Here is a 22,507-nt window from a genome sequence, read left to right on the forward strand (position 1 = left end):
CCGACCCCCCCTCCCCTACGGAGGACGGCCGCCCGGGGCCCGCTCAGGCCCTCAGCCACCCCGACAGCGCCACCGCCGCACTCCGCCGCCGGGGCGCGGAACGCAGGTAGCCGCGGGAGGGGTCCGGAGCTCGGCACGCATCGGTACGCGGGCGACGGCCGGGCTCCGGGCCGCGGCCTTGCGGCACGCACCCGGGCCGCAGGGCCGCCACGCGGCCCGCTGCGGCGCGAGTCTCCGACGCCGCCGCTCCGTCCGCGGGTGGTCGGCCGGCGCTGGGGCGGCGCCTGCGCTCGGCGATCGCTCCTGCTCGCTGCCGACCGCGGGCGGGGTCGCCCGGCATGCGCGGTCGGCGACCCCGCCATGGATCGCCTCCGGAGACATCCGCGTGTCCGCCGCCGCGCTCCCTTCCGACGCCCGAGCCAGGGCCCAGGCTCCGCGCGGCGGACTGGGCCCGGAGGGACTGCCCGGGCTCGCCGACGGCCGCTCCGCCCCTGCGACCGGTGCTCTCCGCGCAGACACGCAGCAGGTCCCCGGATTACCACCGGTGGCGGAAAACGTCTGCCGCCAGGCCGTGGACCGGCCCGTGGGGGAACCTGGTCGACGTGTCGACTTGCACGGGCGAAGCGCGATGATCGACCATGACGGGTCAGCCGATCGCCCGCTCGGGTTCGTCGCGGAGCTCGCGGTTGACGTCGAAAGCAGGACGCGCACAAGCCCCGGGACGGTGAGCCGGATGAACGACCGCATGGTGTGGATCGACTGCGAGATGACGGGACTCGATCTCGAACGAGATGCCCTGGTGGAGGTCGCCGCCCTGGTGACCGACTCCGAGCTGAACGTTCTGGGCGAGGGCGTCGACATCGTGGTCCGCCCGCCGGACGCGGCGCTCGCGCAGATGCCGGACGTGGTGCGAGAGATGCACACCGCCTCGGGGCTGCTGAACGAGTTGGCCGAGGGCGTCACCCTCGCCGAAGCGGAGGCGCAGGTCCTGGCGTACGTCCGGACCCATGCGCCGGAGGCAGGCAAGGCGCCGCTGTGCGGGAACTCCGTCGCGACGGACCGCGGCTTCCTGTCGCGTGACATGCCGGCACTGGAGGGGCACCTCCACTACCGGATCGTCGACGTGTCGTCGATCAAGGAGCTGGCCCGCCGCTGGTACCCGCGCGCCTACTACAACAGCCCCAAGAAGCAGGGCAACCACCGCGCACTGGCGGACATCCGGGAGAGCATCGCCGAGTTGAAGTACTACCGGGAGGCCGTGTTCGTGCCACAGCCGGGCCCGGACACCGAGGCGGCGCGGGCGATCGCAGCACGCTTCGAGCAGCCTCCGGCCTGAGCAGGACACGCCGGTGACACCCCCCTGACCGGGGGTGCGCCGGACCCGCTGCGGCCACCGGAAACGTGGTCGTGAGCATCCCGCCGGATCCTGTAGAGTTATCTCCGTCAGCGCGCGAGAGCGCAGCAGACAGATGGTGGGCGTAGCTCAGCTGGTAGAGCACTGCGTTGTGGTCGCAGGTGTCGCGGGTTCGAGCCCCGTCGCTCACCCCATCGAAGGCTTCGGGCCCGACCGTTCAGCGGTCGGGCCCGAAGTCGTTTTCGGCTTCCGGTCTTTGAGCCCGGCTCAGAGGAGCGAACCGGGCTTCCGGCTCAGGCCCCCGGGCGCTCCTCGGGGCCTTCCTCCGCCTCCGCCTCCGACTCCGGGAACAGCAGGCCCCCGGCCTCCAGCTCCGCGTCCGCCTGCGCCTCGAGCTCCGGCACGCTTGCCACCGGAGGCACACTCGGCACCTCCTCGGGCTGCGCGACGGCGGCCGGAGCCTCCGTGGCACCAGCGCTCGGAACCCCGCCGTTGCTCCCGGGCTTGGGTGTCATCCCGTCCAGGAAGCGGAGCAGCTCGACCGGGAACGGAAGCACCAGCGTCGAGTTCTTCTCGGCGGCCACCTCGACGACCGTCTGCAGCAGACGCAGCTGAAGCGCTGCCGGAGTGTCGGACATGATCGTCGCGGCCTCGGAGAGCTTCCGCGAGGCCTGGAACTCACCGTCGGCGGTGATGATGCGGGCACGGCGCTCACGCTCCGCCTCGGCCTGCCGGGACATGGACCGCTTCATCGACTCCGGCAGGGCGACGTCCTTGATCTCGACGCGGTCGATGTGGATGCCCCAGCCGACCGCCGGGCTGTCGAGCATGAGCTCCAGGCCCTGGTTGAGCGGCTCACGGTTGGTGAGCAGGTCGTCCAGCTCGCTCTTGCCGATGATCGAGCGGAGTGAGGTCTGCGCCACCTGCGACATCGCGAAGGTGTAGTTCTGCACCTGGACCGTCGCAAGGATCGGGTCCTCGACCCGGAAGTAGACGACGGCGTCGACGCGGACCGTGACGTTGTCACGGGTGATGCCCTCCTGGGCGGGCACCGGCATGGTGATGATCTGGACGTTCACCTTCCGCAGCCGGTCCGCGACGGGCAGCAGCAGGGTGAGGCCGGGCTCCTTGATACCGCTGCGGACCTTGCCGAAGCGGAACACGACACCACGCTCGAACTGCTGGACGACGCGCACCCCCGTCGCCAGCCAGAGGGCGCCCGCGCCGAGCACCCCCAGGACGACATCCACAGCCAGCATCGCCATCACCCGATCTCGTCCGCACAGGAGACACGGCAGCCACCCCGCCACCCTCCACGCTACTCGCGGGTCCGGCCGGGAGGAACGGTCGTGCGTGCCCGATGATCAGCCGTTCGGCTTCAGGCCGGACCGCGTGGCACGGGCGCCCCCGACCCGCCGAGCGCGGGGTCTCTACGCCGACTCGCGGACGACCAGGTCCGTGGAAAGGATGATCTGCCGATGGCTTCGACCGGGAGCGGCGATCTCCTCCAGCAGCAGCCTGGCCATGGCGCGGCCCATCTCCTCGCTCGGCTGGCGCACCGTGGTCATCGGCGGCTCCGTGTGGCGCGCGAGGGGTGAGTCGTCGAAGCCGACCACCGCGACGTCCGTCGGTATCCTGCGGCCGGCCTGGCGCAGCGCGCGCATCGCGCCCGCCGCCATCAGGTCGGAGGCACAGAAGACCGCGTCGACGGCCGGCTCGCGCACGAGAAGCTCGGCCATGGCCCGCTCGCCCGACTCCTCCGAGAAGTCACCGTGGGCAATCAGCCCGGCCTCGACCGCGACCCCGGTCTCCTCCAGCGCTCGCCGGTAGCCCTCCAGACGGACGCACGACGCCTCCATGTCCAGCGGGCCGGTGATGGTCGCCACCCGCCGCCGCCCCAGGCCCAGCAGGTGGCGCACCGCCGACCAGGCGCCGCCGAGGTTGTCCGAGTTGACGTAGCTGAGGGGCTCCAGCTCGGAGCGGCGACCGCCCAGCACCGTGGGCAGGCCGGTGCTCTCCACCAGCTCCGCCACGGGGTCGTCGGCGTGGACGGAGACCATCAGCACCCCGTCGACCCGCCGCCCGTCGAGGAAGCCGGCCAGTCGACGGCGCTCGCGCTCGGTGCTGACCAGTATCAGCAGCAGCTGCAGTTCGGTCTCCGAGAGCTCGCTGGCCACCCCGCGGATGATCGAGGCGAAGAACGGCTCCGAGGCGAGCCGGGTCTCGGTCTCCGGGATGATCAGTGCGACGGCGTCGGCCCGGCTGGTGGCCAGGGAGCGGGCGGCTCGGTTCGGCACATAACCGAGCTCGGCGATGGCCTGCTCGACGGCCGTGCGCGCCCGGGGGCTCACCCCGGCGGCGCCGTTGACCACGCGCGACACCGTGCCGCGGCCGACCCCGGCCAGCGCGGCGACGGCCTCCAGCGTGGGCCGTCCCTCGCCGCGACCGGCGGACCTGCTGCTCATGGCGTTCCCTTCGTTCCCCTCGTGACGGCACGGCCTGTTCGCGATCCGACGACGCGCTGTTCGCGACCTGACGCGCTCGGCACGCCCGAGTCTGTCCGTGTCCGCCAGCGCCCGGGTCCGCCCTGTCGGCGTCGGTCCATCGTGCCAGCGGCCGCCGGGCAGCCGACACGGGAGTCGCGCCGGGCCCACCGTAGACGGGCGGCCGCAGCGCCGTGGCCTCACCCTAGCGTGATCCCTCTTCGAATGGGAGCGCTCCCAACTTTCGAGGGAAAGCCCGACGGGAGTCCTTGACAGCCATGCGCCGCAGGGCTCAGGCTTCCGGCATCAGGAACTGGGAGCGCTCCCATCGGCCGCCGTCCAAACGGGCCCGGCGGGAGCGCACCCACCTCCTCCCGCCTCACCGCCATCCGTCTCGGAAATCTCGGGAGACTGCTGCGATGACCTCCGTCGGCACCACGCCGTCACTCCGCCCGCCCGGCCGCTCGGCCATGACGCGTTCCTCACGGGCCGACGACGGCCTGCTCCACTTCCCACCCGACTTCCTCTGGGGCGCGGCCACCTCGGCGTACCAGATCGAGGGCGCCGCCGCCGAGGACGGTCGCACGCCCTCCGTCTGGGACACCTTCAGCGCCACGCCGGGCAAGGTGCACCACGGTGACACCGGAGCGGTGGCGGTGGACCACTACCACCGCTTCCACGAGGACGTTGCCATGATGCGCGACCTCGGGCTCAGCGCCTACCGGTTCTCGATCGCCTGGCCCCGCGTCCAGCCGACCGGTCACGGGCCCGGGGTCGAACGCGGGCTCGACTTCTACCGCCGCCTGGTGGACGCCCTGCTCGAGGCGGGGCTCACCCCGGTCGCGACGCTCTACCACTGGGACCTGCCACAGGAGTTGGAGGATGCCGGCGGCTGGCCCGCCCGGGACACGGCCGAGCGCTTCGGCGCCTACGCGTCCCTGGCCGCCGAGGCTCTGGGCGACCGGGTGAGCCACTGGACGACGCTGAACGAGCCGTGGTGCTCCGCCTTCCTCGGCTACGGGTCCGGTGTCCACGCTCCCGGTCGGACCGATCCGGCCGACGCCCTGCGCGCGGCGCACCACCTGAACCTCGGTCACGGACGGGCCGCCGCCGCGATCCGCGCCGCCGTGCCGAACGCCCAGCTGTCCGTCAGCCTCAACCTGCACCAGGTGCGCCCGCTCACCGACTCCGCAGCGGACGCCGAGGCGGCACGCCGCATCGACGCCGTGGGCAACCGGGTCTTCATGGGTCCGATGCTGCACGGCCGGTACGACGACGACCTGCTCGCCGACACGGCCCATCTGGTCGACTGGGACCGGTTGATCCAGCCCGGCGACACCGTGGCCGCCCATGCACCGCTCGACGCTCTCGGGATCAACTACTACACCCCGGCCTGGGTTTCGGCCGACGGACCGAGCACCAGCGCGGTGCACGGCACGGGCAGTGGCTCGCCCTGGCCGGGCTCCGAGTCGGTCGCCTTCCACCAGCCGGCAGGCCCGGCCAGCAGCATGGGCTGGCCGATCGACGCCACCGGGCTGTTCGACCTGCTCTCCCGGGTGCACCGGGAGCGGCCCGACCTGCCGCTCCTGATCACCGAGAACGGCATGGCCTGTGACGACTACCCGAACCCGGAGGGCGAGGTGCGGGATCCGGAGCGGATCGCGTACCTGCAGGACCACCTCACCGCGGTGCACCGGGCGATCTCGGCCGGCATCGACGTCCGCGGTTACTTCCAGTGGTCGCTGATGGACAACTTCGAGTGGGCCTACGGCTACTCCAAGCGATTCGGCATGATCTACGTCGACTTCCCCACCCAGCGGCGCACGCCCAAGTCAAGCGCGTACTGGTACAGCGAGGCCGCGCGCAAGGGGGCGATACCGACGCCCGGAGAGTAACGCTGTGTAGCTCACGATCGTTGGACCGGGCGTGCACGTGTTCGCCACTCTGTTCGCCCCAGCGCCCACGCCGGCGCCCGCCCAGGGGGCGGTTCCGGTCCCGGTCGAGCACGTCGGCACCATGGCCTGGCTGCTGCCGGTCCTTCTGGGGCTGCTGCTGACAGCGATCGCCTGCTACAAGCACCGAGGACTGCCCGGGGGCCACTGAGGCGCCCCCAGGCGCCACCGCCCGAGGCCCGCTGCGCGGAGCCCCTTCGGCCGACCGCTACCCATCAACGTGTACGCACCATTCAGTTCTCGACGGTCAGTCAGCCGAAAGCACCGGTTGCGTCGACAGAACATCACCTCACGGCAACGCCCACCACCCAACCGACCACCGTGCGCAGCCCGTCCAGGGGATCAGCACGCAAGCCTCCGAGGTCCACCCATGATCACCTCATGTCAGATACCCGCTGAGGGCTCACCCTCAGACGTCCCGCCCACCCAGAACCCCGTGACGCCGATCTGGCGTCGCCTCGGCTGAGCGGAGGCCGGCATGCGAGCGCTCCTGCGAAGGCTCTGGTTCTATCTCGTCGCCGCCTACGCCGCGGTCACGCTCAACTTCTTCATCCCCCGGATGGTGCCGGGCAGCGCCCTGCAGAACTTCCTGGCCAAAATGAACACCGCCTCACTGACCCCCGCTCAGCTCCAGGCCCTCCAGGCCCAGTACGGCGGCGGACACCAGGGCCTGGCCGCGCAGTACCTCACTTACCTCGGCAACCTCTTCCAGGGCGATCTGGGCGTCTCGACCTCGCTGTCCGCGCCGGTCTCGACCGTGCTGGCCAACGACCTGCCGTGGACGATCGGCCTGGTGGGCTCTGCCACGGTGATCGCCTTCCTGGTCGGAACGCTGATCGGCGTGCTGGCGGGCTGGCGGCGCAGTGGCCTCCTGGACGTGCTGCTGCCGACGGCCACGTTCTTCCAGGCTGTCCCCTACTTCATCCTGGCGTCCCTGCTGATGCTCAGCTTCGGCTTCTACGGGGGCATGTTCCCGACCGGCGGCGCCTACGACACCGGCCGCTACGCGACGGTCACCCCGGGGTGGAACTGGCCGTTCATCGCCAACGTGATCGACCACGGGGCGCTGCCCGCCGCCACGGTGGCGCTGGCCTCGATCGCCGGGTGGATCCTCGGCATGCGCAACATGATGATCACGACCATGGACGAGGACTACGTCCTGGTCGCCGCCGCCAAGGGCCTGCCCCGGCACAAGGTCGTGGCGGTCGCGGCCCGCAACGCGCTGCTGCCGAGCATCTCCAACTTCGCGCTGTCGATCAGCCTCGTGGTCACCGGTTCGATCGTCACCGAGATCGTCTTCAACTACGCCGGTGTGGGCCGCGAGATCTTCAACGCCGCTCAGGCCGCCGACTACCCGGTGATGCAGGGCATCCTGCTCGTCGTCACCTTCACCGTGCTCGGCGCCAACCTGCTCGCCGACCTCGTCTACGTCGCGCTGGACCCGCGCGCGAGGAAGGTGGCCTGAGCCGTGGCCCCCGTACACCGAACCCCACGACTGCCGCGGCGCTCCGGCGGCGGCCGCACACGCCTGCTGCGCTCACCCAAGGTGGCCGTCGGCTCGCTGATCCTGCTCTTCTTCGTGCTGCTCGCGCTGTTCGGCCCGTTGGTCGCGCCGCACTCCACCGACTGGCGGGCCTCCCGCCTGGACAACGTCCCGCATCCGCCCTCGGGCCGGTTCTGGCTCGGCACCGACGTGCAGCAGCACGACCTGTTCTCCCAACTGCTGGCCGGCGGCAGGGACACGCTGCTGATCGCCTTCGTCGCCGGGATCATCGCCACCGTGCTCTCCGTACTCGTCGGCGTGAGCGCGGGCTACCTCGGCGGCAGGGCGGACGAGGTGCTGTCGATCCTGACCAACATCTTCCTGGCTCTGCCCGGCCTGCTGATCCTCATGGTCGTCATGAAGATGATGCCGGACGGCGACACCGGGAACCCGCTGCTGATCGGCGCCGTCATCGCGCTCAGCGCCTGGGCGTGGGGCGCCCGGGTGCTGCGTGCGCAGACGCTGGCCCTGCGCAACCAGGACTACGTCGAGTCGGCTCGGGTCGTCGGCGAGGGCCGGGTGCGGATCATCCTTTTCGAGATCCTCCCCAACCTGCTGCCGATCCTCGCCTCGTCCTTCATCTTCACCGTGATCTACGGGATCGGCGCCTACGCCTCGCTCTCCTGGCTGGGCCTGATCAATCCGACCAACGCCTCCTGGGGCACCATGCTCAACACCGCTCAGCAGTTCAGCGCGACCACCAGTGGTACCTGGTGGTGGTACGGGCCGCCGGCCCTGTGCGTCGCCTTCGTCGGCATCGCCCTGGCACTGCTCAACTTCGGCATCGACGAGATCGTCAACCCGCGGATGCGCAGCACCCGTCGGGGTCTGGGCGGCCGGCGCGGACCGCGCTTCCAGCTCGGCCTCACCCCGGTCGTCCGCGCCGAGGAAGGAATACGCCCATGACGCAGAGCCAGATCCTGAGCCATCGGGTGGCCGTCCGGGAGCGCGAGGCCGTCCTGGAGGTCCGTGGCCTCGACGTGGACTACGGTCACGGTCCGGACGCCGTCCGTGCCGTCAGCGGAGCCGATCTCACCCTGCACCGGGGCGAGGTGCTCGGGCTCGCCGGCGAGAGCGGGTCGGGCAAGTCGACGCTGGCCTACGCGCTGACCCGGCTGCTCCGTGCGCCCGGCGTGATCACCGGCGGCGAGGTGCTGTTCCACTCCCGGCCGCAGGGCGCGGACGCCGGCCCCGCCGAAACCGTCGACCTGCTGGCCGCCAACGCGGCGACGCTGCGCCGGATCCGCTGGTCGGAGCTGGCGGTGGTGTTCCAGAGCGCGATGCACGCGCTCAACCCGGTGGCCCGCATCGACGCCCAGCTGACCGACGTGCTCAAGGCGCACCGCCGGTCGATGACGGCGGCCCAGCGGCGCGAACGCGCGGTGGAGCTGCTGCGCATGGTCGGCATCAGCGCCGACCGGTTGCGCAGCTACCCGCACGAGCTCTCCGGCGGCATGCGGCAGCGCGTGATGATCGCAATGACGCTCGCCCTGGAGCCGCAGGTGGTCATCATGGACGAACCGACCACCGCTCTGGACGTGGTGACGCAGCGCGAGATCCTCGAGGAGCTGATGCAGCTGCGCGAGCGTCTCGGCTTCGCGGTCGTCTTCATCACCCACGACCTGTCGCTGCTGCTGGAGCTGGCCGACTCGATCGCGGTCATGTATGCCGGGCGCATCGTGGAACGGGCCAGCGCGGCGGAGCTGTTCCGCGCCCCGCGCCACCCGTACAGCCTCGGCCTCAAGAACTCCTTCCCCAGCCTGCACGGTGAGCGGGTGCGGATGGAGGGCATCCCGGGCTCCCCGCCGAGCCTGCGCTCCATGCCGAGCGGCTGTGCCTTCCACCCGCGCTGCGCGTTCGCGACGGATCGCTGTGCCGAGGAGCAGCCCCCGCTGGTCACCCCGGCCATGGAGCTGCTCGACGGTCGGGGCGGAAAGGCCGGTGGACCGCCCAGCGACCGGTCGAGCGCCTGCTGGCTGCAGGACGGGCGGCATCCCGCGCCCGCTGCGCTGGCCCTGCCCTTCCCGCCGCTGCCCACGACACCGGGCACGGAGACGTCCGTGCCGAGCTCGGCGACCGCTCAGAGCGCGGCCGACATCGCGACGGTGCCCCTGCCCGCACCCACGCCGGCCGGCGTTCGGCCGGTCGACGTTGCACCGGTCGACTTTGCACCGGTCGACGTGGCATCGGGTGCGGCCTCGGGCGAGCCCTCCGGCGCATCGTCCGGCGCAAGCGCAGTCACCCCTCCACTCGGGAGCTCCTCATGACCGACACCGCCGCCGGGGCCCGCACCGAGCGCGTCGTCCACGGGCCGGACCGGCCCGGGACGCCGGCGCTGGAGGCCCGCAGCCTGACCAAGCACTTCAAGGTCCACGGCGGCCTCGGCCGGGGCGCGGGAACCGTGCACGCCGTCGAGGACGTCTCGCTCGCGCTGCCGCGCGGCACCGTCACCGCGGTGGTCGGTGAGAGCGGCTCGGGCAAGTCGACCCTGGCCCGCCTGCTGACCCAGCTGATCACCCCGACCACCGGCGAGCTGCTGCTGGACGGCGAGCCGGTGCGCGGCGACGCCCGGTCCCGCAGGGCCTACACCAGCCGCGTGCATCTGGTCCTCCAGGACCCGTTCTCCTCGCTCAACGCCGTGCACACCGTGCGCTACCACCTGGAACGCCCGCTCAAGCTGCACGCGGGGCGTCGTCTGGACCGGGAGGAGCTGGATGCGCGGGTGCTCGCGCTGCTGGAGCGGGTCTCGCTCACTCCTGCGGAGAACTACGTCGACAAGTACCCGCACGAGCTCTCCGGCGGCCAGCGCCAGCGCGTCGCCATCGCGCGCGGCCTGGCGGTCGAACCGGACGTGCTGCTGGCCGACGAGCCGGTCTCGATGCTGGACGTGTCGATCCGGCTCGGCGTCCTCAACCTGCTCGACGAGCTGCGTGAGCGCGAGCAGTTGGCGATCCTCTACGTCACCCACGACATCGCCTCGGCCCGGTACCTCGCCGACTCCATCGTGGTGATGTACGCGGGGCAGATCGTCGAGTCCGGCGACGCGGTGCGGATCACCGACGCACCCGCCCATCCCTACACCCAGCTCCTGCTCAGTGCCGCGCCCGACCCCGAACGGGTCGAGGCCCCCGTACTGCGCGGGCGGGGCGCGCCGCCCAGCCTGGTCTCCCCGCCCAGCGGCTGCCGTTTCCACCCGCGCTGCCCCTTCGCGATGCCCGTCTGTTCGGAGCAGGCGCCGCCGACGCTTCCGGTCGGCGACGCTTCCTCCGCCCAGCACGTCGCCGCCTGCTGGCTGCTGGATCCGGAGCGCCGGGCGGCGGAGCCCCACAGCGAGGCGGGCGAAGAGGTCTCGTCGCAGGCAGCCTCCTCCGAGACGTCGGCGGGCCCAGCGTGAGCCGGCCGGCCGGTGGCCCGCGGCCCCCGCCCCGGCGGGGGTGACGCGGAACCCCGGGCGAGCGCCAACTCGCCCGAGGCGATGTCCGCTTCGACTCACCGTGACCGCCCGGCGCCCGCCGTCCGGATCACGGCTCCAGCACCGAACCACCCTTCACGGACCTGGACATGGTCGCTCACCACTGGCCGGCGCCCGCCGGTCGGACCCAAGGAGCGTACGACAATGAGACGCAGCACCACCATCAAGAGCATGGCCGTCCTCGCGGCCCTGGGACTGGGCCTGACGGCCTGCTCGAGCTCCTCCTCCCCCAAGGCCGGCGGCTCGGGCGGCGGGGGCAACGTCGCCGCTGAGACCCTCTATCTGGAGGACAACACCGGCGCCACCTCCTTCACCGAGGACTTCAACCCCTTCGACGGCAACTCCCTGGGCCGGACCCAGAACACCGACTCGCTGATCTACGAGCCGCTGCTGCAGTACGACACGCTCAACCCGAGCCAGGCGCCCACTCCGTGGCTGGCCGACAAGATCGACTGGTCGGCCGACGGCAAGACCGCCACGATCCACCTGCACGCCGCCGTCAAGTGGTCCAACGGCTCTCCGCTCACCTCCGCGGACGTCGCCTTCACCTACCAGATGGTGACGGACAACGCCGCAGCCAACACCCAGGGCGTGCCGAAGGCCGCCTCGATCGCCACGCCCGACACCAACACCGTGGTGCTCAGCTTCGCCACACCCGAGATGGCCAGCGCCCAGGCCATCGGCAACCAGCTGATCGTGCCCAAGGCGCAGTGGTCGTCCATCTCCTCCCCGGCCACCGCGGTGATCAAGTCCTCCCAGGCGATAGGCACCGGGCCCTACCTGGTCGACGCCTTCACGGCGCAGAAGGTCAGCTACAAGGCCAACCCGGCGTACTGGGGCGGCAAGCCCAAGGTGCCCGAGGTCGCGGTGGCCAACTACGCGAGCAACGACGCGGCCACCACCGCGCTCGCCCAGGGGCAGCTGGACCTCGCGGGCAACGACATCAACAACGTGCTCACCTCGTTCGTCGCCAAGGACTCCCAGCACAACCACCTGTTCCAGACCGAGGCGCCGTACTTCCCGGCCGGCAACACGGTCGCGCTGCTGCTCAACACCAAGAGCCCGACCGCGCCGGCGCTGGCCGACGTGGCGGTGCGCAAGGCCGTCAGCGCGGGCATCGACCGCGCCTCCATGGCCAGCCAGTGCGAGACCAACTACGAGCTGCCGGCCTCCTCGTCCGGTGGCCTGACCCTGCCGCTCGACCAGAGCTCGCTCAACCCGGCCACCGCCAACGACCTCAAGCCGGCCTCGGACCCGTCGGCGGTCCAGTCCCTGCTCAGCGCCGACGGCTACACCAAGACCGGCGGCAAGTGGACCAAGGGCGGCAAGACGATCTCCTTCACGATCATCGACCCGAACTCCTTCACGGACTACTGGTGCGACGCCAAGGCCATGCAGCAGACGCTCAACGGCCTCGGCTTCGACGTGAAGATCAACGGCGACATGGACTACAACGGCTGGAACACGGCCATCACCACCGGCAAGTACGACGTGGCCCTGCACTGGGGCCAGGGCACGACAGCCTTCCAGCGCCTGCAGTTCATCCTGGACTCGACGCTGACCTCGCCCGTCGGCCAGCCGTCCGCGGGTGACTTCAGCCGCTACCAGACCAGCGCGGCGGACGCGGCGGTCAAGCAGTTCCAGAACGCGACCACCGCGGCCGACCAGCAGTCGGCGCTCAACGCCCTGCAGCAGCAGTTCTCGACGGACGTCCCGGCGGTCCCGGTGCTGTACGGCGCTGCCTGGTACGAGTTCAGCACCGCCAACTTCACCGGCTGGCCGACGAAGGACAACCCGTACGTCAACCCGTCGCCCCAGGATCAGGCGTACGAGTACATGATCCTGCACCTCACTCCGGTCAAGTGAGGCAGAACGCCAGGTGACCGTACGTCAGGCCGACGAGGGCTGCCTCCTGGCGTCGGCCTGACCGCCGACGGCGGGACCACCGTCAGGACCGGAAGACCGCCGACGGGGGCTCCGGGGAGGCCTCCGCCTCGGCGTCGCGCGCCGGCAGGGCGCCGGCCTGGAAATCCTCCAGGTCGGCGCCCTGCACGATGCGTCCCAGCACCGGGTCGCCCGCCATCGCCCGGCCGAGCTCAGGCAACGGCAGCGGCGCGGCGGCGGCCAGCAGGATGAGGTTGCCGAAGCGCTTGCCGCGCAGCACCGCGGGATCCGCGACCACGGCGACCTCCGGGAAGACCGCCCGCAGCGTGGCCACCTGCCGGCGGGCGAAGGGAAGCCGCCCGCCGTCGGCGATGTTGGCCGCATACCTGCCGCCTGGCGCCAGGGCACGGGCGGCTGCCTCGGCGAACTCGACGGTGGCACAGTGGGCCGGCACCCGGGCGCCGCTGAAGACATCGGCGATCACCAGGTCCGCCCACCCCTCCGGGGTGCGGGTGAGTACCTCGCGGGCGTCGCCGCCGCGCACGCGGATCTGCCACGTGCGCTCCAGCGGCAGCTCGCGGCGGACGAGTTCGGTCAGCATGGTGTCGATCTCCGCGACCTGCTGCCGGGAGCGCGGACGGGTCGCGGCGATGTAGCGGGGCAGGGTCAGCCCTCCGCCGCCGAGATGGAGCGCGTTCAGGGGGCGGCCGGGAGCCGCTGCCAGATCGGCCACACGACCGAGGCGACGCTGGTACTCGAAGATCAGCCGACTCGGATCGCCGAGGTCGACGTGCGACTGCGGCGCGCCGTCCAGCAGCACCGTCCAGGCTTGCGGCCGGTCCCGGTCGGGCACGAGCTCGGCGGTTCCGAAGGCCACCGGCTCGCTGATCGCGCTGCCGACACCGCCACCGCGTCCGGCCACGGGCGCACCCGCCGCCGTGGGTTCGCTGACCTGGGCCTTCCGCTTTCTCGCCATCGGTCCAGTATCCGTGATCCACAAAGGACACCTGCCCGTGAGGAACCGCTGCCCTGGCGGCCGCCCTCCTGGCGGAACGAGTCCGACCGCGGAGCGATTCCGGTCGCGGAGCGAGTCCGGCGGAGCGGGCCTGAGGCAGTGAGCCTCGGATCAAAGACTCGGATCAGAGCTTGTCGCTGGCCGCGAGGGTGCGGGCCGCCTCGCCGAGGGCCGCACGCAGCTCGGCGGGATCGGTGAGCACCGGGCCTGGCCCGCCCACCGCCGGCGGCAGCAGCCACTGCGACCCCGCGCCCGGAGCGGGCACGGCCCGGCAGGAGCTGCCCGGCAGCTGCCACTTCGCGGCCGTGCCGAAGGGGACGAGAAAGGACAGCGTCGACTCCGCGTCCTCCAGCAACACGGCGCCGCAGCCGCCGCGCAGGCGCAGGATGTCGACCGTCTCCAGCCCCTGCCGCTCCGGGACGGTCACCACCTCGCACCCCGGACGCGCGGCCGTCCGCCTGAGCCCACCGCGCCACCCCGTGTCCGCGTGCGGGGCCTGGCTGCGCGCCCCCTGGACCCGCCCCGCATCCACGCGGACAGAGTCCACTCGAACCGAGTCCCCTCTGACTGAGCCACCCCGGGCTGAGTCACCACATCCTGGCTCGCTGTCCGTCCTGACCTGCACGACCGCCTCCTCGCTCGCGTGCCGGTTGCTTGCGCCCTCTGCCCTTTAATAACGCGCGGACGCGACGCGGGCCACGGCGTCCCAAACCCGCGAGGCGTGGCATTTCGTGGCAAACGGCTGCGATCAGGCCCGACTGGTCCGGAAATGTCGGAAAACCCAGCGTGTTCGAATTCTCGCTCAGAGTAGTGTCGCTGATGCAATTCCGTACCAGGGGGTGCCGCATGGCTCACGTCTCTCTCCCTTCGCCCACCTCTCCCAACCTGCGGATGCGCGAACGTCGCGGAGGCCTCTCCCCGCGCGAGTTCGCCGCGTCGGTCCGACGCGCGGCACGCGAGATCGGTGAGCACGTCTCCTGCGACGCCCGTTACGTCGGCCGGATCGAGTCGGGGGAGATCCGGCGCCCCAACTACGCCTATGAGCGCGTCTTCCGCCACATGTTCCCCGGCACGACCCTGGCCGATCTGGGCTTCACGCCGCGAGGGGAGTCACGGCGTGCGGCCGTGCTCCCGGCACCACGCGACGAGGAGAACGACGACGTGCAGCGACGCACGTTCCTGGCCGGCGGCCCGCTGGCCGTGGTCACGGCACTGAGCTGGGACACCCCCGCACAGGCACAGGACTCCCCTGGCTCGCGGGGCTGGGCGGAGCGACCGCCCGCGGGTGTCCCGGGATCCGGGGCGGTCCCGGATCCCGGGACGCCCGGGGCGCCGAACGCCCGGGTAGGCCTGCGCGAGGTCCGAGAGGTCGAGTCGGCGGTCCGCCAGATCCGGCTGCTGGACGACGTGCACGGCGCGGACACCCTGTTCGATCGCGCCGGCCACACCCTGCGCACCGCCTACCAGCTGCTCAACTGCGGGACGTACACGGCCCGGGTGGAGCAGCGGCTGCAGGCCGGCGCCGGAGAGCTTGCCATCTCCGTCGGTTGGCTCGCCCACGACTCGGGGCGGCTGGCCGAGGCCCGCTCCCTGTACGCCGAGGCGCTGGCGACGGCCCGGATGGCGAGCGACGCCGCGCTGGAGGCGCACGCCTTCTGCAACACCGCCTTCCTCGCCCGCGACGCCGGACGCCCACGCGAGGCCGTCCGTGCGGCGCAGGCCGCGCGGAGCGCCGCCTCGGGCCTCGGTTCGGCGCGTCTGCAGTCGCTGCTGGCGTTGCGCGAGGCCGGCGGCTGGGCGCTGCTGCGGGACCGCGGTTCCTGCCTCAAGGCACTGGGCGAGGCCCGGACGTCGTTCGAGCAGGGCGCCTCGGAGGCGGATCCCGACTGGATGTCCTTCTTCAACGAGGCGGAGCTGGCCGGTCTGACGGCCCAGTGCTGGGCCGCGCTGGGCGAGTTCGAGTCGGCGGCGGAGTGGGCCGAGCGGGCCATAGCGCTCCAGCCGGCGCACTTCGTCCGCAACCGCACGCTCTACACGGCGGAGCTGGCCCACGACCAGCTGGGCCGCGGTGCGGTCGTCGACGCGGCCGTCACGGGCATGTCGGCCGTCGCCCTGCTCGCCCAGGTCCGCTCCACCCGCATCCGCGGCATGGTCTCCGCGACAGCGGAGCGGATGCGGCAGCACCAGAAGGTTCCGGAGGTCTCCGACTTCCTGGAGCGGTACCGTATGGCACTTGCGAGCTGACGCTCGTTCACCACACAAGAGCTGCGCGGCCTGCGGGGTGGGGCTCCCTCGCGGGCCGCGCATCGGCCCGGTCGAGCTGTGGACCGGGCACGCGCGGCAGGCCAGAGCCCGACGGCGCGAGTCGCCGCGCGGGGAGAAGGGCGGCCCCCAAGGACCTGGCGGGCGCGCGAGTCGCTGCGCGGGCGGAAGGCTGCGCGGGGAGAAGGCCGCGCGAGGAGAAAGGCGGCCCCCAGGGGCCTGGCGGGCGCGCGAGTCGCTGCGCGGGGAGAAGGCCGCGCGAGGAGAAAGGCGGCCCCCAAGGGCCTCCCGTGCGAGGGGCGCTGCGCTGCAGGACACCAAGGCCCCCGGCTCCGCCGCCGGCGCAACCACCGTCGGGCAGAAGAGGTGGGACGGGCCGCGGCGGCCGACAGCCTGCGGCGGTTCCGGAAGCAATGCCTGTCGCGCCCGCCCGGAGCCGGTTGACACCAGAGGCGGCGGGCTGCCGCGGGCACGCGCTGCGTCGGGCCGAGGCTCCTAGCCGAAGAGGCGGGCCAGGACCAGGCCCGCCGCGCCGAGGGCGACGGCGTTGGGGCCGGAAGGAGCCACGGAGACCGTGACGGGTTGCCAGGTCGGGTCCGGGAGACGGGCGGCGAGGACTCTACGGACCTCCGCGAGGTAGAGATCCGGCGCGGCCAGCACCTCGCGGCCGCCCAGGACGATCTCGTCGAGGTCGAGGAGGCGGACCAGGTTGGCGATGGCCTCGCCGAGCACGCCCGCCGCCTCGCGCGGGCTCCGGGCCGCAGCCCACAGGGCCTCGACGCAGCCGCTGTTGCCGCAGCGGCAGCGCGGGCCGTCGGGGTCGATGGTCTGGTGGCCGAACTCGCCCGCGTTGGTTCGGGCGCCGCGCTGCACCGCGCCGCCGAGGACGAGGCCGGCGCCGAGGCCCCGGTCCAGGTGGACGAAGGCGCGGTCGGGAGAGCCGAGCCCGCTGAGGACGCCTGCCGTGCTGTCCTTCTCGATCAGCGTGGGGAGGCCGAGCCGTCCGGCCACCTCGTCACGGAGCGCCAGGCCGTCCCAGGACGGCGCACCGGTGACCTGGTGCAGCACCCCTGCGCGCTGGTCGAGCGGGCCCGGTGAGGCGATGCCCACGCCGAGCACCCGTTCGGGCGGCACCGCACCGAGCAGCCAGGACACCTGCTCGGCCAGCAGATCCAGCACTCGGCCGGGCCCCCAGGCCGCCAGGTCGATGGCGACCTGGCGATCGGCGACGACGCGTCCGGTCAGGTCGGCGCGGAGCACGGTCAGCGCGTCACGGCCGAGCTGCACGCCCACGGCCCAGCGCGCGTCGGGCACGAGGGTGAGCAGGGTGCGTGGCTTGCCGCCGGTCGACGCGCCGCGCCCGGCCTCGGCGAGCAGGCCGTCGTCGAGGAGCCGCTGCACGATCTTGCTGATCGCCTGGGCGGTGAGACCGGACTGACGGGCGAGCTCGACGCGGCTGACCCCGGCACGCCCACTGGTGCCCCCGGTCGCCTGCGTCGCTCGGTCTGCGGCGGTGGCCGTGACCGCGGCGGTGGCCGTGGCCGCTCGGACCAGGGTCAGCACAGTTGCCGCGTTGTGGTCCCGCAGCGCGGCCAGGTTCGCGCCGGAGGGGATGGCGGCGGGGAGGGTTGCCCGGTCCGGCGGAGTGGAAGACGGGGAGGACACGAGTCGATTATGCGGGATGCTTGCCACTTAATCCACGCTGTTGTTTAACTGGTCCCATGGCGAACAGCACCCCGAACTCCACTCCAGCCGCCGACCCAACCGCCCCAAGCGCACAGGCCGCGCCAACCGCGCCGGACGGCGCAGAGCCGCTGCGCGTGGGCCTGATCGGCTACGGCATCGCAGGCGCGGTCTTCCACGCGCCCCTGATCACGACCACGCCGGGGCTGCGCCTGGACGCCGTCGTCACGGCGGACCCGGAGCGTCGGGAGCAGGCCGCAGCCCGGCATCCGCAGGCGCGGCTGCTCTCCTCGGCCGACGAACTCTGGCCGCTCGGGCTGGATCTGATCGTGGTCGCCTCGCCGAACCGCACTCACATCCCGCTGGCCACGGCCGCACTGCGCGCGGGTGTCCCGGTCGTGGTCGACAAGCCGCTGGCGGCGACCGCGGCGGAGGGCACGGAGCTCGCGGAGCTGGCGGAGTCGCTGGGACTGCTGTTGAGCGTCTTCCAGAACCGCCGCTGGGACGGGGACTTCCTGACCGTCAGCGAGCTGGTCCGTTCCGGACGGCTCGGACGGGTGCACCGCTTCGAGTCCCGCTTCGAGCGCTGGCGGCCCAATCTCAAAGGCGGTTGGCGGGAGCTGGGCGACCCGGCCGAGGCCGGCGGGCTCCTCTACGATCTGGGCAGCCACCTGGTCGACCAGGCGCTCACCCTCTTCGGCCCGGCCGCGAGCGTATACGCCGAGCTCGACGTGCGCCGCGAGGGCGCGGCGGCCGACGACGACTCGTTCGTCGCGCTCACCCATGCCGACGGCACCCGCTCCCACCTGTGGATGAGCGCGACGGCGGGTGAACTCGGCCCGCGCTTCCGGGTGCTGGGGAGCGAGGCCGCTTACACCAGCTGGGGGCTCGACGGCCAGGAGGACGCGCTGCGGGCAGGCCGGACCCCCGCCGACGAGGGCTGGGGCGTGACGCCCGCAGCGATGTTCGGGCAGCTCGGCGCCGTGGACGACTACGTCGCCCACCCGACCCTGCACGGCGCGTACGAGCGTTACTACGCCGGGATCGCGGCCGCGCTGCGGGGACAGGCGCCGACACCGGTGGAACCGCGTGACGCCGTGGCCGCGTTGAAGGTGCTCGAAGCCGCGCGGCGGTCCGCCGCCGAGGGACGGACGGTGCAGCTGTGACCACGACCGCCGAACTCGTCGAGCAGGAGCGCCGCCTGCAGTTCACCCGGTTCACCAACGACGACGCCTGGCGGCTCGGCTGCCTGTTGGTGGATCTCGCGCGCGAGCGGGCGCTGCCGGTCACCGTCGACATCCGCCGCGGGGAGCAGCAGCTCTTCCACTTCGCCTCGCCCGGCACCTGCGCGGACAACGACGCCTGGATCGAGCGCAAGATCCGCGTGGTGCGACGGTACGGGGCCAGCTCCTACCTCGTCGGCCAGCGGTTCCGGGAGCAGGGCAGCAGCTTTGAGGAGAAGTCGCGACTCGACCCCGACCGGTACGCGGCGCACGGCGGGGCGTTCCCGATCGTGATCGCCGACGTCGGGCTTGTCGGCACGGTCGCCGTCTCCGGGCTTCCCCAGGTGGACGACCACAAGCTGGTGGTCGAGGCGCTGGAGCACTTCTTGGAGGGCTGACGGCTTGGAGGGCCGACGGCCTGGAGGGATGGCGGCCTCCCCGCGGCTCCGCCGGGGAGGGGCGGGGAGGGCCGGTGGAAATCAGGCGAGGTGCGCGGCGTCGTTCCAGCGCTCGATGGCGCGCTCCGCGTACTCCCAGGTCAGCACGGACAACGTGGCCGGGCCGAGCTTGAACTGCTGGCCGCCGTCGGGCGGCAGGCCGAGCCAGCGGGCGGTCATGATCCGCAGCAGGTGGCCGTGGGCGAAGACGACGACGTCGCGATCGGCCGCGTGCATCACCGTCGTGTCCGGGTCGGGAACGCCGGCACGCGCGTCCACGTCGGCGAGGAACGCGTCGACGCGTGCCCCGACCTCGGTGAGCTTCTCCCCGCCCGGGACGCCGTCGCGCCAGATCAGCCAGCCCGGCTCCCGCTCGGCCCGGATGTCCGGGCCGGTCAGGCCCTCGTAGCCGCCGTAGTCCCATTCCTGCAGCCGCTCGTCGGTGTGCAGCCGCGCGCCGAAGCCGGCCAGTTCGGCGGTCTCCCGGGCCCGGGAGAGGGGGCTGCTGACGATCTCCGCGTCCGCGAGCCCGTTCCACGGCGCGGCGGCGAGGCGCGCGCCCAGGCGGCGCGCCATGTCGCGCCCCTCATCGGTCAGCGACACGTCGGTGCGACCGGTGTGCCGACCGGTGGCGGACCAGTCGGTCTCACCGTGCCGAACCAGAATGATCCGCGCGGGCATGCGTGCCTCCTCGGGCATCACCGGGGACCGGCCGCGCGCCGCGCTGCGCGCACCCGGTACACCCCGGAAGGGGAAAAACGAGTACTCCCATGATCCCGGACCGTCCGCCGCGACGCGCACCGGGCCGCATCGCGAGACCGCGCGCTCAGGCGGAGCGGGAGGCGAGGTCGCGGATGCCGCAGAGGATGAGGTCGAGGCCGTACTCGTACTGCTCGCGGCCGTTCTCCGTGCTGAGCAGCAGTTCGGGGGCGAGGTCGGCCAGAGCGGGGAAACGGTCCCGGGGCAGGGCCGCGATGCGGGAGCGGAACATCTCGAGGGCCTCCGGCCTGGCGCACACGCGGACCTCGCGCAGGGCGGAGCCGATGGTGAAGCGCGAGAGCGTGCCGTAGGCCCGTGCCGCGTCCTCGCGGCCCAGGCCCCCCTCCTGCAGCAGGGCGAGCATGCGGTCCATCGCGGAGGTCGCGGCGTCGAGGAAGTCGTCGTTCGCCGTGGACTCCGCGAGGAGGCGCAGGACGGCCGGGCGGCCGGTGAAGAGATCGTGCACGGCGATGCAGGCCGCGCGGAGGCGCTGATCCCAGCGGCCCTCCGTGCTCGGCGGGGTGTAGGCGGCGAGAACGCGGTCCCGCGCGGCGCGGAACAGTTCGTCCTTGCCGCGGAAGTAGGTGTAGAGCGCCATCGTTCCCACCCCGAGGTCCTCGGCGAGGGCGCGCATCGAGAAGGCGTCCAGACCCTTCTCGTCCAGAAGGCGCAGCGCGTGATCGAGGATCAGGTCGGGGTTCAGCGATCCCCGGGGCGCGCGCGACCGACGGGCCGGCCTGGGCGGCGCGGCGGTGGCGGTCGAATGCTCGGAGGGCACATCAGGAGCGTACACAGGCCTGGTAAGCGCCACCTTGCATGCTCCCTGGGCTAGGACGGGGCGGGTGTCAACGGGACTAACGTACAGCGTACGGTAGCTTGTACGTTCCTGTTCGCCCTTCGGACAGTCCAGACCCGCGCGGAGCACGCCATGTCCCCATCTGTCACCACCGCCGGCCCCGCCCCCGCGGAAACGACGGGCCAAGCCGCGCCGGGGGCGCCCCGGGCCTGGGGCCGGGCCGGATGGCTGCGGGAACTGCTCCTGGTGGCGGTGGTGTACTTCGCCTACGACGGCAGTCGGCTGCTGGTGCGCGGCGGGGTGCAGCAGGCCCAGCGGGACGCATCGCACCTGCTCGACGTCGAGCGGTGGCTGCACCTGGATCCGGAGCACTGGCTGAACGCGGACTTCACCGACCACCGCTGGCTCGGCATACCGGCGGACTTCGCGTACGCCTCCCTGCACTACCTGGTCACGCCCGCGGTCCTGGTCTGGCTCTGGCGCCACCACCGCGAGGTCTACCGTCGGGCCAGGACCTGGCTCGGGCTGTCGACCGTCCTGGCCCTGGTCGGCTTCGTGCTCTTCCCGGCCGCGCCGCCGCGCCTGCTGCCCGCCGGCTTCGGCTTCACGGACACCATGGCCCAGCACTCCGCGATCGGCTGGTGGGGCGGGGACGCGAGCACGCCGAAAGGCCTGGCGTCGATGACGAACGAGTTCGCCGCGATGCCCAGCCTGCACGTCGGGTGGGCCCTGTGGTGCGGCCTGATGCTGCTGACCTGCGCCCGCGACCGAACGGTGCGCACGCTGGGCGCGCTCTACCCCGTGGTCATCGCGCTGGTGGTGATGGGCACGGCCAACCACTACCTGCTGGACGTCCTGGCCGGCGCGGGCGTGATCGCCGTCGGCCGCGCGCTCACCGGGCCGGTGCTCCGCCTGTGGGACCGCCGCCTGGCGCGGCCCCGCCCGTAACGATTTCCGGGACCGACCCGGGCGAAGGCCCCGCCAGGGGCCGGCGGTGTGAACCGGCGGTGTCTCAGACGGGTCAGAGGGTGCGGCTCCGGTCGCGTGACCGACAGTGACAGAGGGCGATTCCTCGCCGAGAGACCCTCTTCCGTCTTCTGGAGTTGATCGTGACGTTCTCACTGTCGGATGCCGTCGGCCGACCAGGCTCAGCGCGCGAGCATCGCCCGGGTTCGACCGGGCGTCGGAGCCAGGTGCTGGCCGTGGCGGCCGGCGTGCTCTGCGCCGCCGTCGCGCCGCTGACGCTGTCCGGGACCGCCCACGCGCAGGGCACCTGCACGGTGTCCGGCCCCACCACCACCTGCACCTTCGCCTCCACCGGCGCCGAGCAGACGTTCACCGTGCCCAGCGGCGTCACGCAGGTCGACGTCACGGCGATCGGCGGCGGCGGCGGTGTGGAGAGCAACGGCGTGGGCGGCGGTCGGGGCGCCCAGGTGTCCGGCACGCTCACCGGGCTGTCCGGCGGGCAGATCCTCTACGTCGAAGTCGGCGGCGCCGCCACCGGCAGCTCGTGCGGCCCTTCCGCCCAGTGCGTCGGCGGCTTCAACGGCGGCGGCAGCACCCACTTCGGCGGCGGCGGTGGCGGAGCATCCGACGTCCGCACCCTGCCGAACACCACCCCCCTGACCACCACCGACTCCCGCC

19 protein-coding genes, 1 tRNA gene and 1 pseudogene are annotated in these 22,507 nt (G+C 72.4%); 14 read left to right on the forward strand and 7 right to left on the reverse strand.

The window, feature by feature from the left end:
• Nucleotides 1-733: 733 nt before the first annotated feature.
• Entirely contained in the window at nucleotides 734-1,336 is a 603-nt protein-coding gene (gene orn / locus TR49_RS09250) for an oligoribonuclease (protein ID WP_042379316.1), read from the forward strand.
• A 136-nt stretch (nucleotides 1,337-1,472) separates the two neighbouring features.
• Nucleotides 1,473-1,548 (forward strand) — tRNA-His (locus TR49_RS09255).
• Nucleotides 1,549-1,647: 99 nt separating this feature from the next.
• Here TR49_RS09255 and TR49_RS09260 read toward each other — a convergent pair.
• Both TR49_RS09260 and TR49_RS09265 read right to left on the reverse strand, forming a co-directional pair.
• Nucleotides 1,648-2,613, reverse strand: a complete 966-nt coding sequence (locus TR49_RS09260) for a slipin family protein (protein WP_439654090.1) — start codon at nucleotides 2,611-2,613, stop codon at nucleotides 1,648-1,650.
• A gap of 171 nt (nucleotides 2,614-2,784) precedes the next feature.
• The gene (locus tag TR49_RS09265) at nucleotides 2,785-3,819 is read right to left on the reverse strand and encodes a LacI family DNA-binding transcriptional regulator (protein ID WP_042379319.1); all 1,035 of its coding nucleotides are present in this window, start codon (nucleotides 3,817-3,819) and stop codon (nucleotides 2,785-2,787) included.
• 488 nt (nucleotides 3,820-4,307) lie between these two features.
• Between TR49_RS09265 and TR49_RS09270 the strand changes: the two genes are divergently transcribed.
• The 7 genes and pseudogenes from TR49_RS09270 to TR49_RS09295 all read left to right on the forward strand — a co-directional run bounded on the left by TR49_RS09270 (nucleotide 4,308) and on the right by TR49_RS09295 (nucleotide 12,670).
• Nucleotides 4,308-5,732 carry a GH1 family beta-glucosidase gene (locus tag TR49_RS09270; protein WP_042379552.1) on the forward strand — a complete coding sequence of 475 codons (1,425 nt, stop codon included), beginning with the start codon at nucleotides 4,308-4,310 and terminating at the stop codon, nucleotides 5,730-5,732.
• A gap of 37 nt (nucleotides 5,733-5,769) precedes the next feature.
• The gene (locus TR49_RS43660; protein WP_160311560.1) at nucleotides 5,770-5,940 is read left to right on the forward strand and encodes a hypothetical protein; all 171 of its coding nucleotides are present in this window, start codon (nucleotides 5,770-5,772) and stop codon (nucleotides 5,938-5,940) included.
• A 327-nt stretch (nucleotides 5,941-6,267) separates the two neighbouring features.
• Nucleotides 6,268-7,254, forward strand: a complete 987-nt coding sequence (locus tag TR49_RS09275) for an ABC transporter permease (protein WP_042379322.1) — start codon at nucleotides 6,268-6,270, stop codon at nucleotides 7,252-7,254.
• 3 nt (nucleotides 7,255-7,257) lie between these two features.
• The gene (locus tag TR49_RS09280; protein ID WP_042379325.1) at nucleotides 7,258-8,238 is read left to right on the forward strand and encodes an ABC transporter permease; all 981 of its coding nucleotides are present in this window, start codon (nucleotides 7,258-7,260) and stop codon (nucleotides 8,236-8,238) included.
• Nucleotides 8,235-9,341 (forward strand): annotated as a pseudogene (locus tag TR49_RS09285) (ABC transporter ATP-binding protein); the annotation flags it as partial. The gene TR49_RS09280 and the pseudogene TR49_RS09285, both read left to right, overlap by 4 nt.
• A gap of 254 nt (nucleotides 9,342-9,595) precedes the next feature.
• Entirely contained in the window at nucleotides 9,596-10,726 is a 1,131-nt protein-coding gene (locus TR49_RS09290) for an ABC transporter ATP-binding protein (protein WP_084724716.1), read from the forward strand.
• Between the two features lie 222 nt (nucleotides 10,727-10,948).
• Nucleotides 10,949-12,670 (forward strand): ABC transporter substrate-binding protein, encoded by a 1,722-nt coding sequence (locus TR49_RS09295; RefSeq protein ID WP_042379326.1) that lies wholly within the window; start codon nucleotides 10,949-10,951, stop codon nucleotides 12,668-12,670.
• An 82-nt stretch (nucleotides 12,671-12,752) separates the two neighbouring features.
• On the opposite strand, the gene TR49_RS09300 is transcribed toward TR49_RS09295, so the two are convergent.
• Together TR49_RS09300 and TR49_RS09305 are read right to left on the reverse strand one after the other, a co-directional pair.
• Nucleotides 12,753-13,664, reverse strand: coding sequence for a spermidine synthase (locus tag TR49_RS09300; RefSeq protein WP_169789975.1), 912 nt, complete (start codon nucleotides 13,662-13,664; stop codon nucleotides 12,753-12,755).
• 163 nt (nucleotides 13,665-13,827) lie between these two features.
• The gene (locus tag TR49_RS09305) at nucleotides 13,828-14,130 is read right to left on the reverse strand and encodes a hypothetical protein (RefSeq protein WP_042379564.1); all 303 of its coding nucleotides are present in this window, start codon (nucleotides 14,128-14,130) and stop codon (nucleotides 13,828-13,830) included.
• Nucleotides 14,131-14,549: 419 nt separating this feature from the next.
• Here TR49_RS09305 and TR49_RS09310 point away from each other — a divergent pair, with 419 nt between their 5' ends.
• Complete coding sequence (locus tag TR49_RS09310) at nucleotides 14,550-15,947, forward strand: NsdA family TPR-like regulatory protein (RefSeq protein ID WP_042379329.1); 1,398 nt, start codon at nucleotides 14,550-14,552, stop codon at nucleotides 15,945-15,947.
• 513 nt (nucleotides 15,948-16,460) lie between these two features.
• On the opposite strand, the gene TR49_RS09315 is transcribed toward TR49_RS09310, so the two are convergent.
• A complete protein-coding gene (locus TR49_RS09315; RefSeq protein ID WP_236653283.1) occupies nucleotides 16,461-17,630 on the reverse strand; it encodes an ROK family transcriptional regulator in 1,170 nt (389 codons plus the stop codon).
• A gap of 56 nt (nucleotides 17,631-17,686) precedes the next feature.
• Here TR49_RS09315 and TR49_RS09320 point away from each other — a divergent pair, with 56 nt between their 5' ends.
• Together TR49_RS09320 and TR49_RS09325 are read left to right on the forward strand one after the other, a co-directional pair.
• Entirely contained in the window at nucleotides 17,687-18,814 is a 1,128-nt protein-coding gene (locus TR49_RS09320; RefSeq protein ID WP_084724720.1) for a Gfo/Idh/MocA family oxidoreductase, read from the forward strand.
• Complete coding sequence (locus TR49_RS09325) at nucleotides 18,811-19,269, forward strand: heme-degrading domain-containing protein (RefSeq protein ID WP_042379331.1); 459 nt, start codon at nucleotides 18,811-18,813, stop codon at nucleotides 19,267-19,269. Before TR49_RS09320 ends, TR49_RS09325 begins: the two co-directional genes overlap by 4 nt.
• A gap of 81 nt (nucleotides 19,270-19,350) precedes the next feature.
• On the opposite strand, the gene TR49_RS09330 is transcribed toward TR49_RS09325, so the two are convergent.
• Both TR49_RS09330 and TR49_RS42570 read right to left on the reverse strand, forming a co-directional pair.
• The gene (locus tag TR49_RS09330; RefSeq protein ID WP_042379333.1) at nucleotides 19,351-19,989 is read right to left on the reverse strand and encodes a histidine phosphatase family protein; all 639 of its coding nucleotides are present in this window, start codon (nucleotides 19,987-19,989) and stop codon (nucleotides 19,351-19,353) included.
• A 145-nt stretch (nucleotides 19,990-20,134) separates the two neighbouring features.
• Nucleotides 20,135-20,845 (reverse strand): TetR/AcrR family transcriptional regulator, encoded by a 711-nt coding sequence (locus tag TR49_RS42570; protein WP_052434137.1) that lies wholly within the window; start codon nucleotides 20,843-20,845, stop codon nucleotides 20,135-20,137.
• A gap of 150 nt (nucleotides 20,846-20,995) precedes the next feature.
• Between TR49_RS42570 and TR49_RS09340 the strand changes: the two genes are divergently transcribed.
• Together TR49_RS09340 and TR49_RS43665 are read left to right on the forward strand one after the other, a co-directional pair.
• Nucleotides 20,996-21,811, forward strand: coding sequence for a phosphatase PAP2 family protein (locus TR49_RS09340; protein WP_084724722.1), 816 nt, complete (start codon nucleotides 20,996-20,998; stop codon nucleotides 21,809-21,811).
• A gap of 254 nt (nucleotides 21,812-22,065) precedes the next feature.
• On the forward strand, nucleotides 22,066-22,507 hold a 442-nt coding region (locus TR49_RS43665), incomplete at its 3' end, for a glycine-rich domain-containing protein (protein ID WP_500808181.1).

The sequence above is a fragment of the Streptacidiphilus melanogenes genome, assembly GCF_000787835.1.
GTDB lineage: Bacteria > Actinomycetota > Actinomycetes > Streptomycetales > Streptomycetaceae > Streptacidiphilus > Streptacidiphilus melanogenes.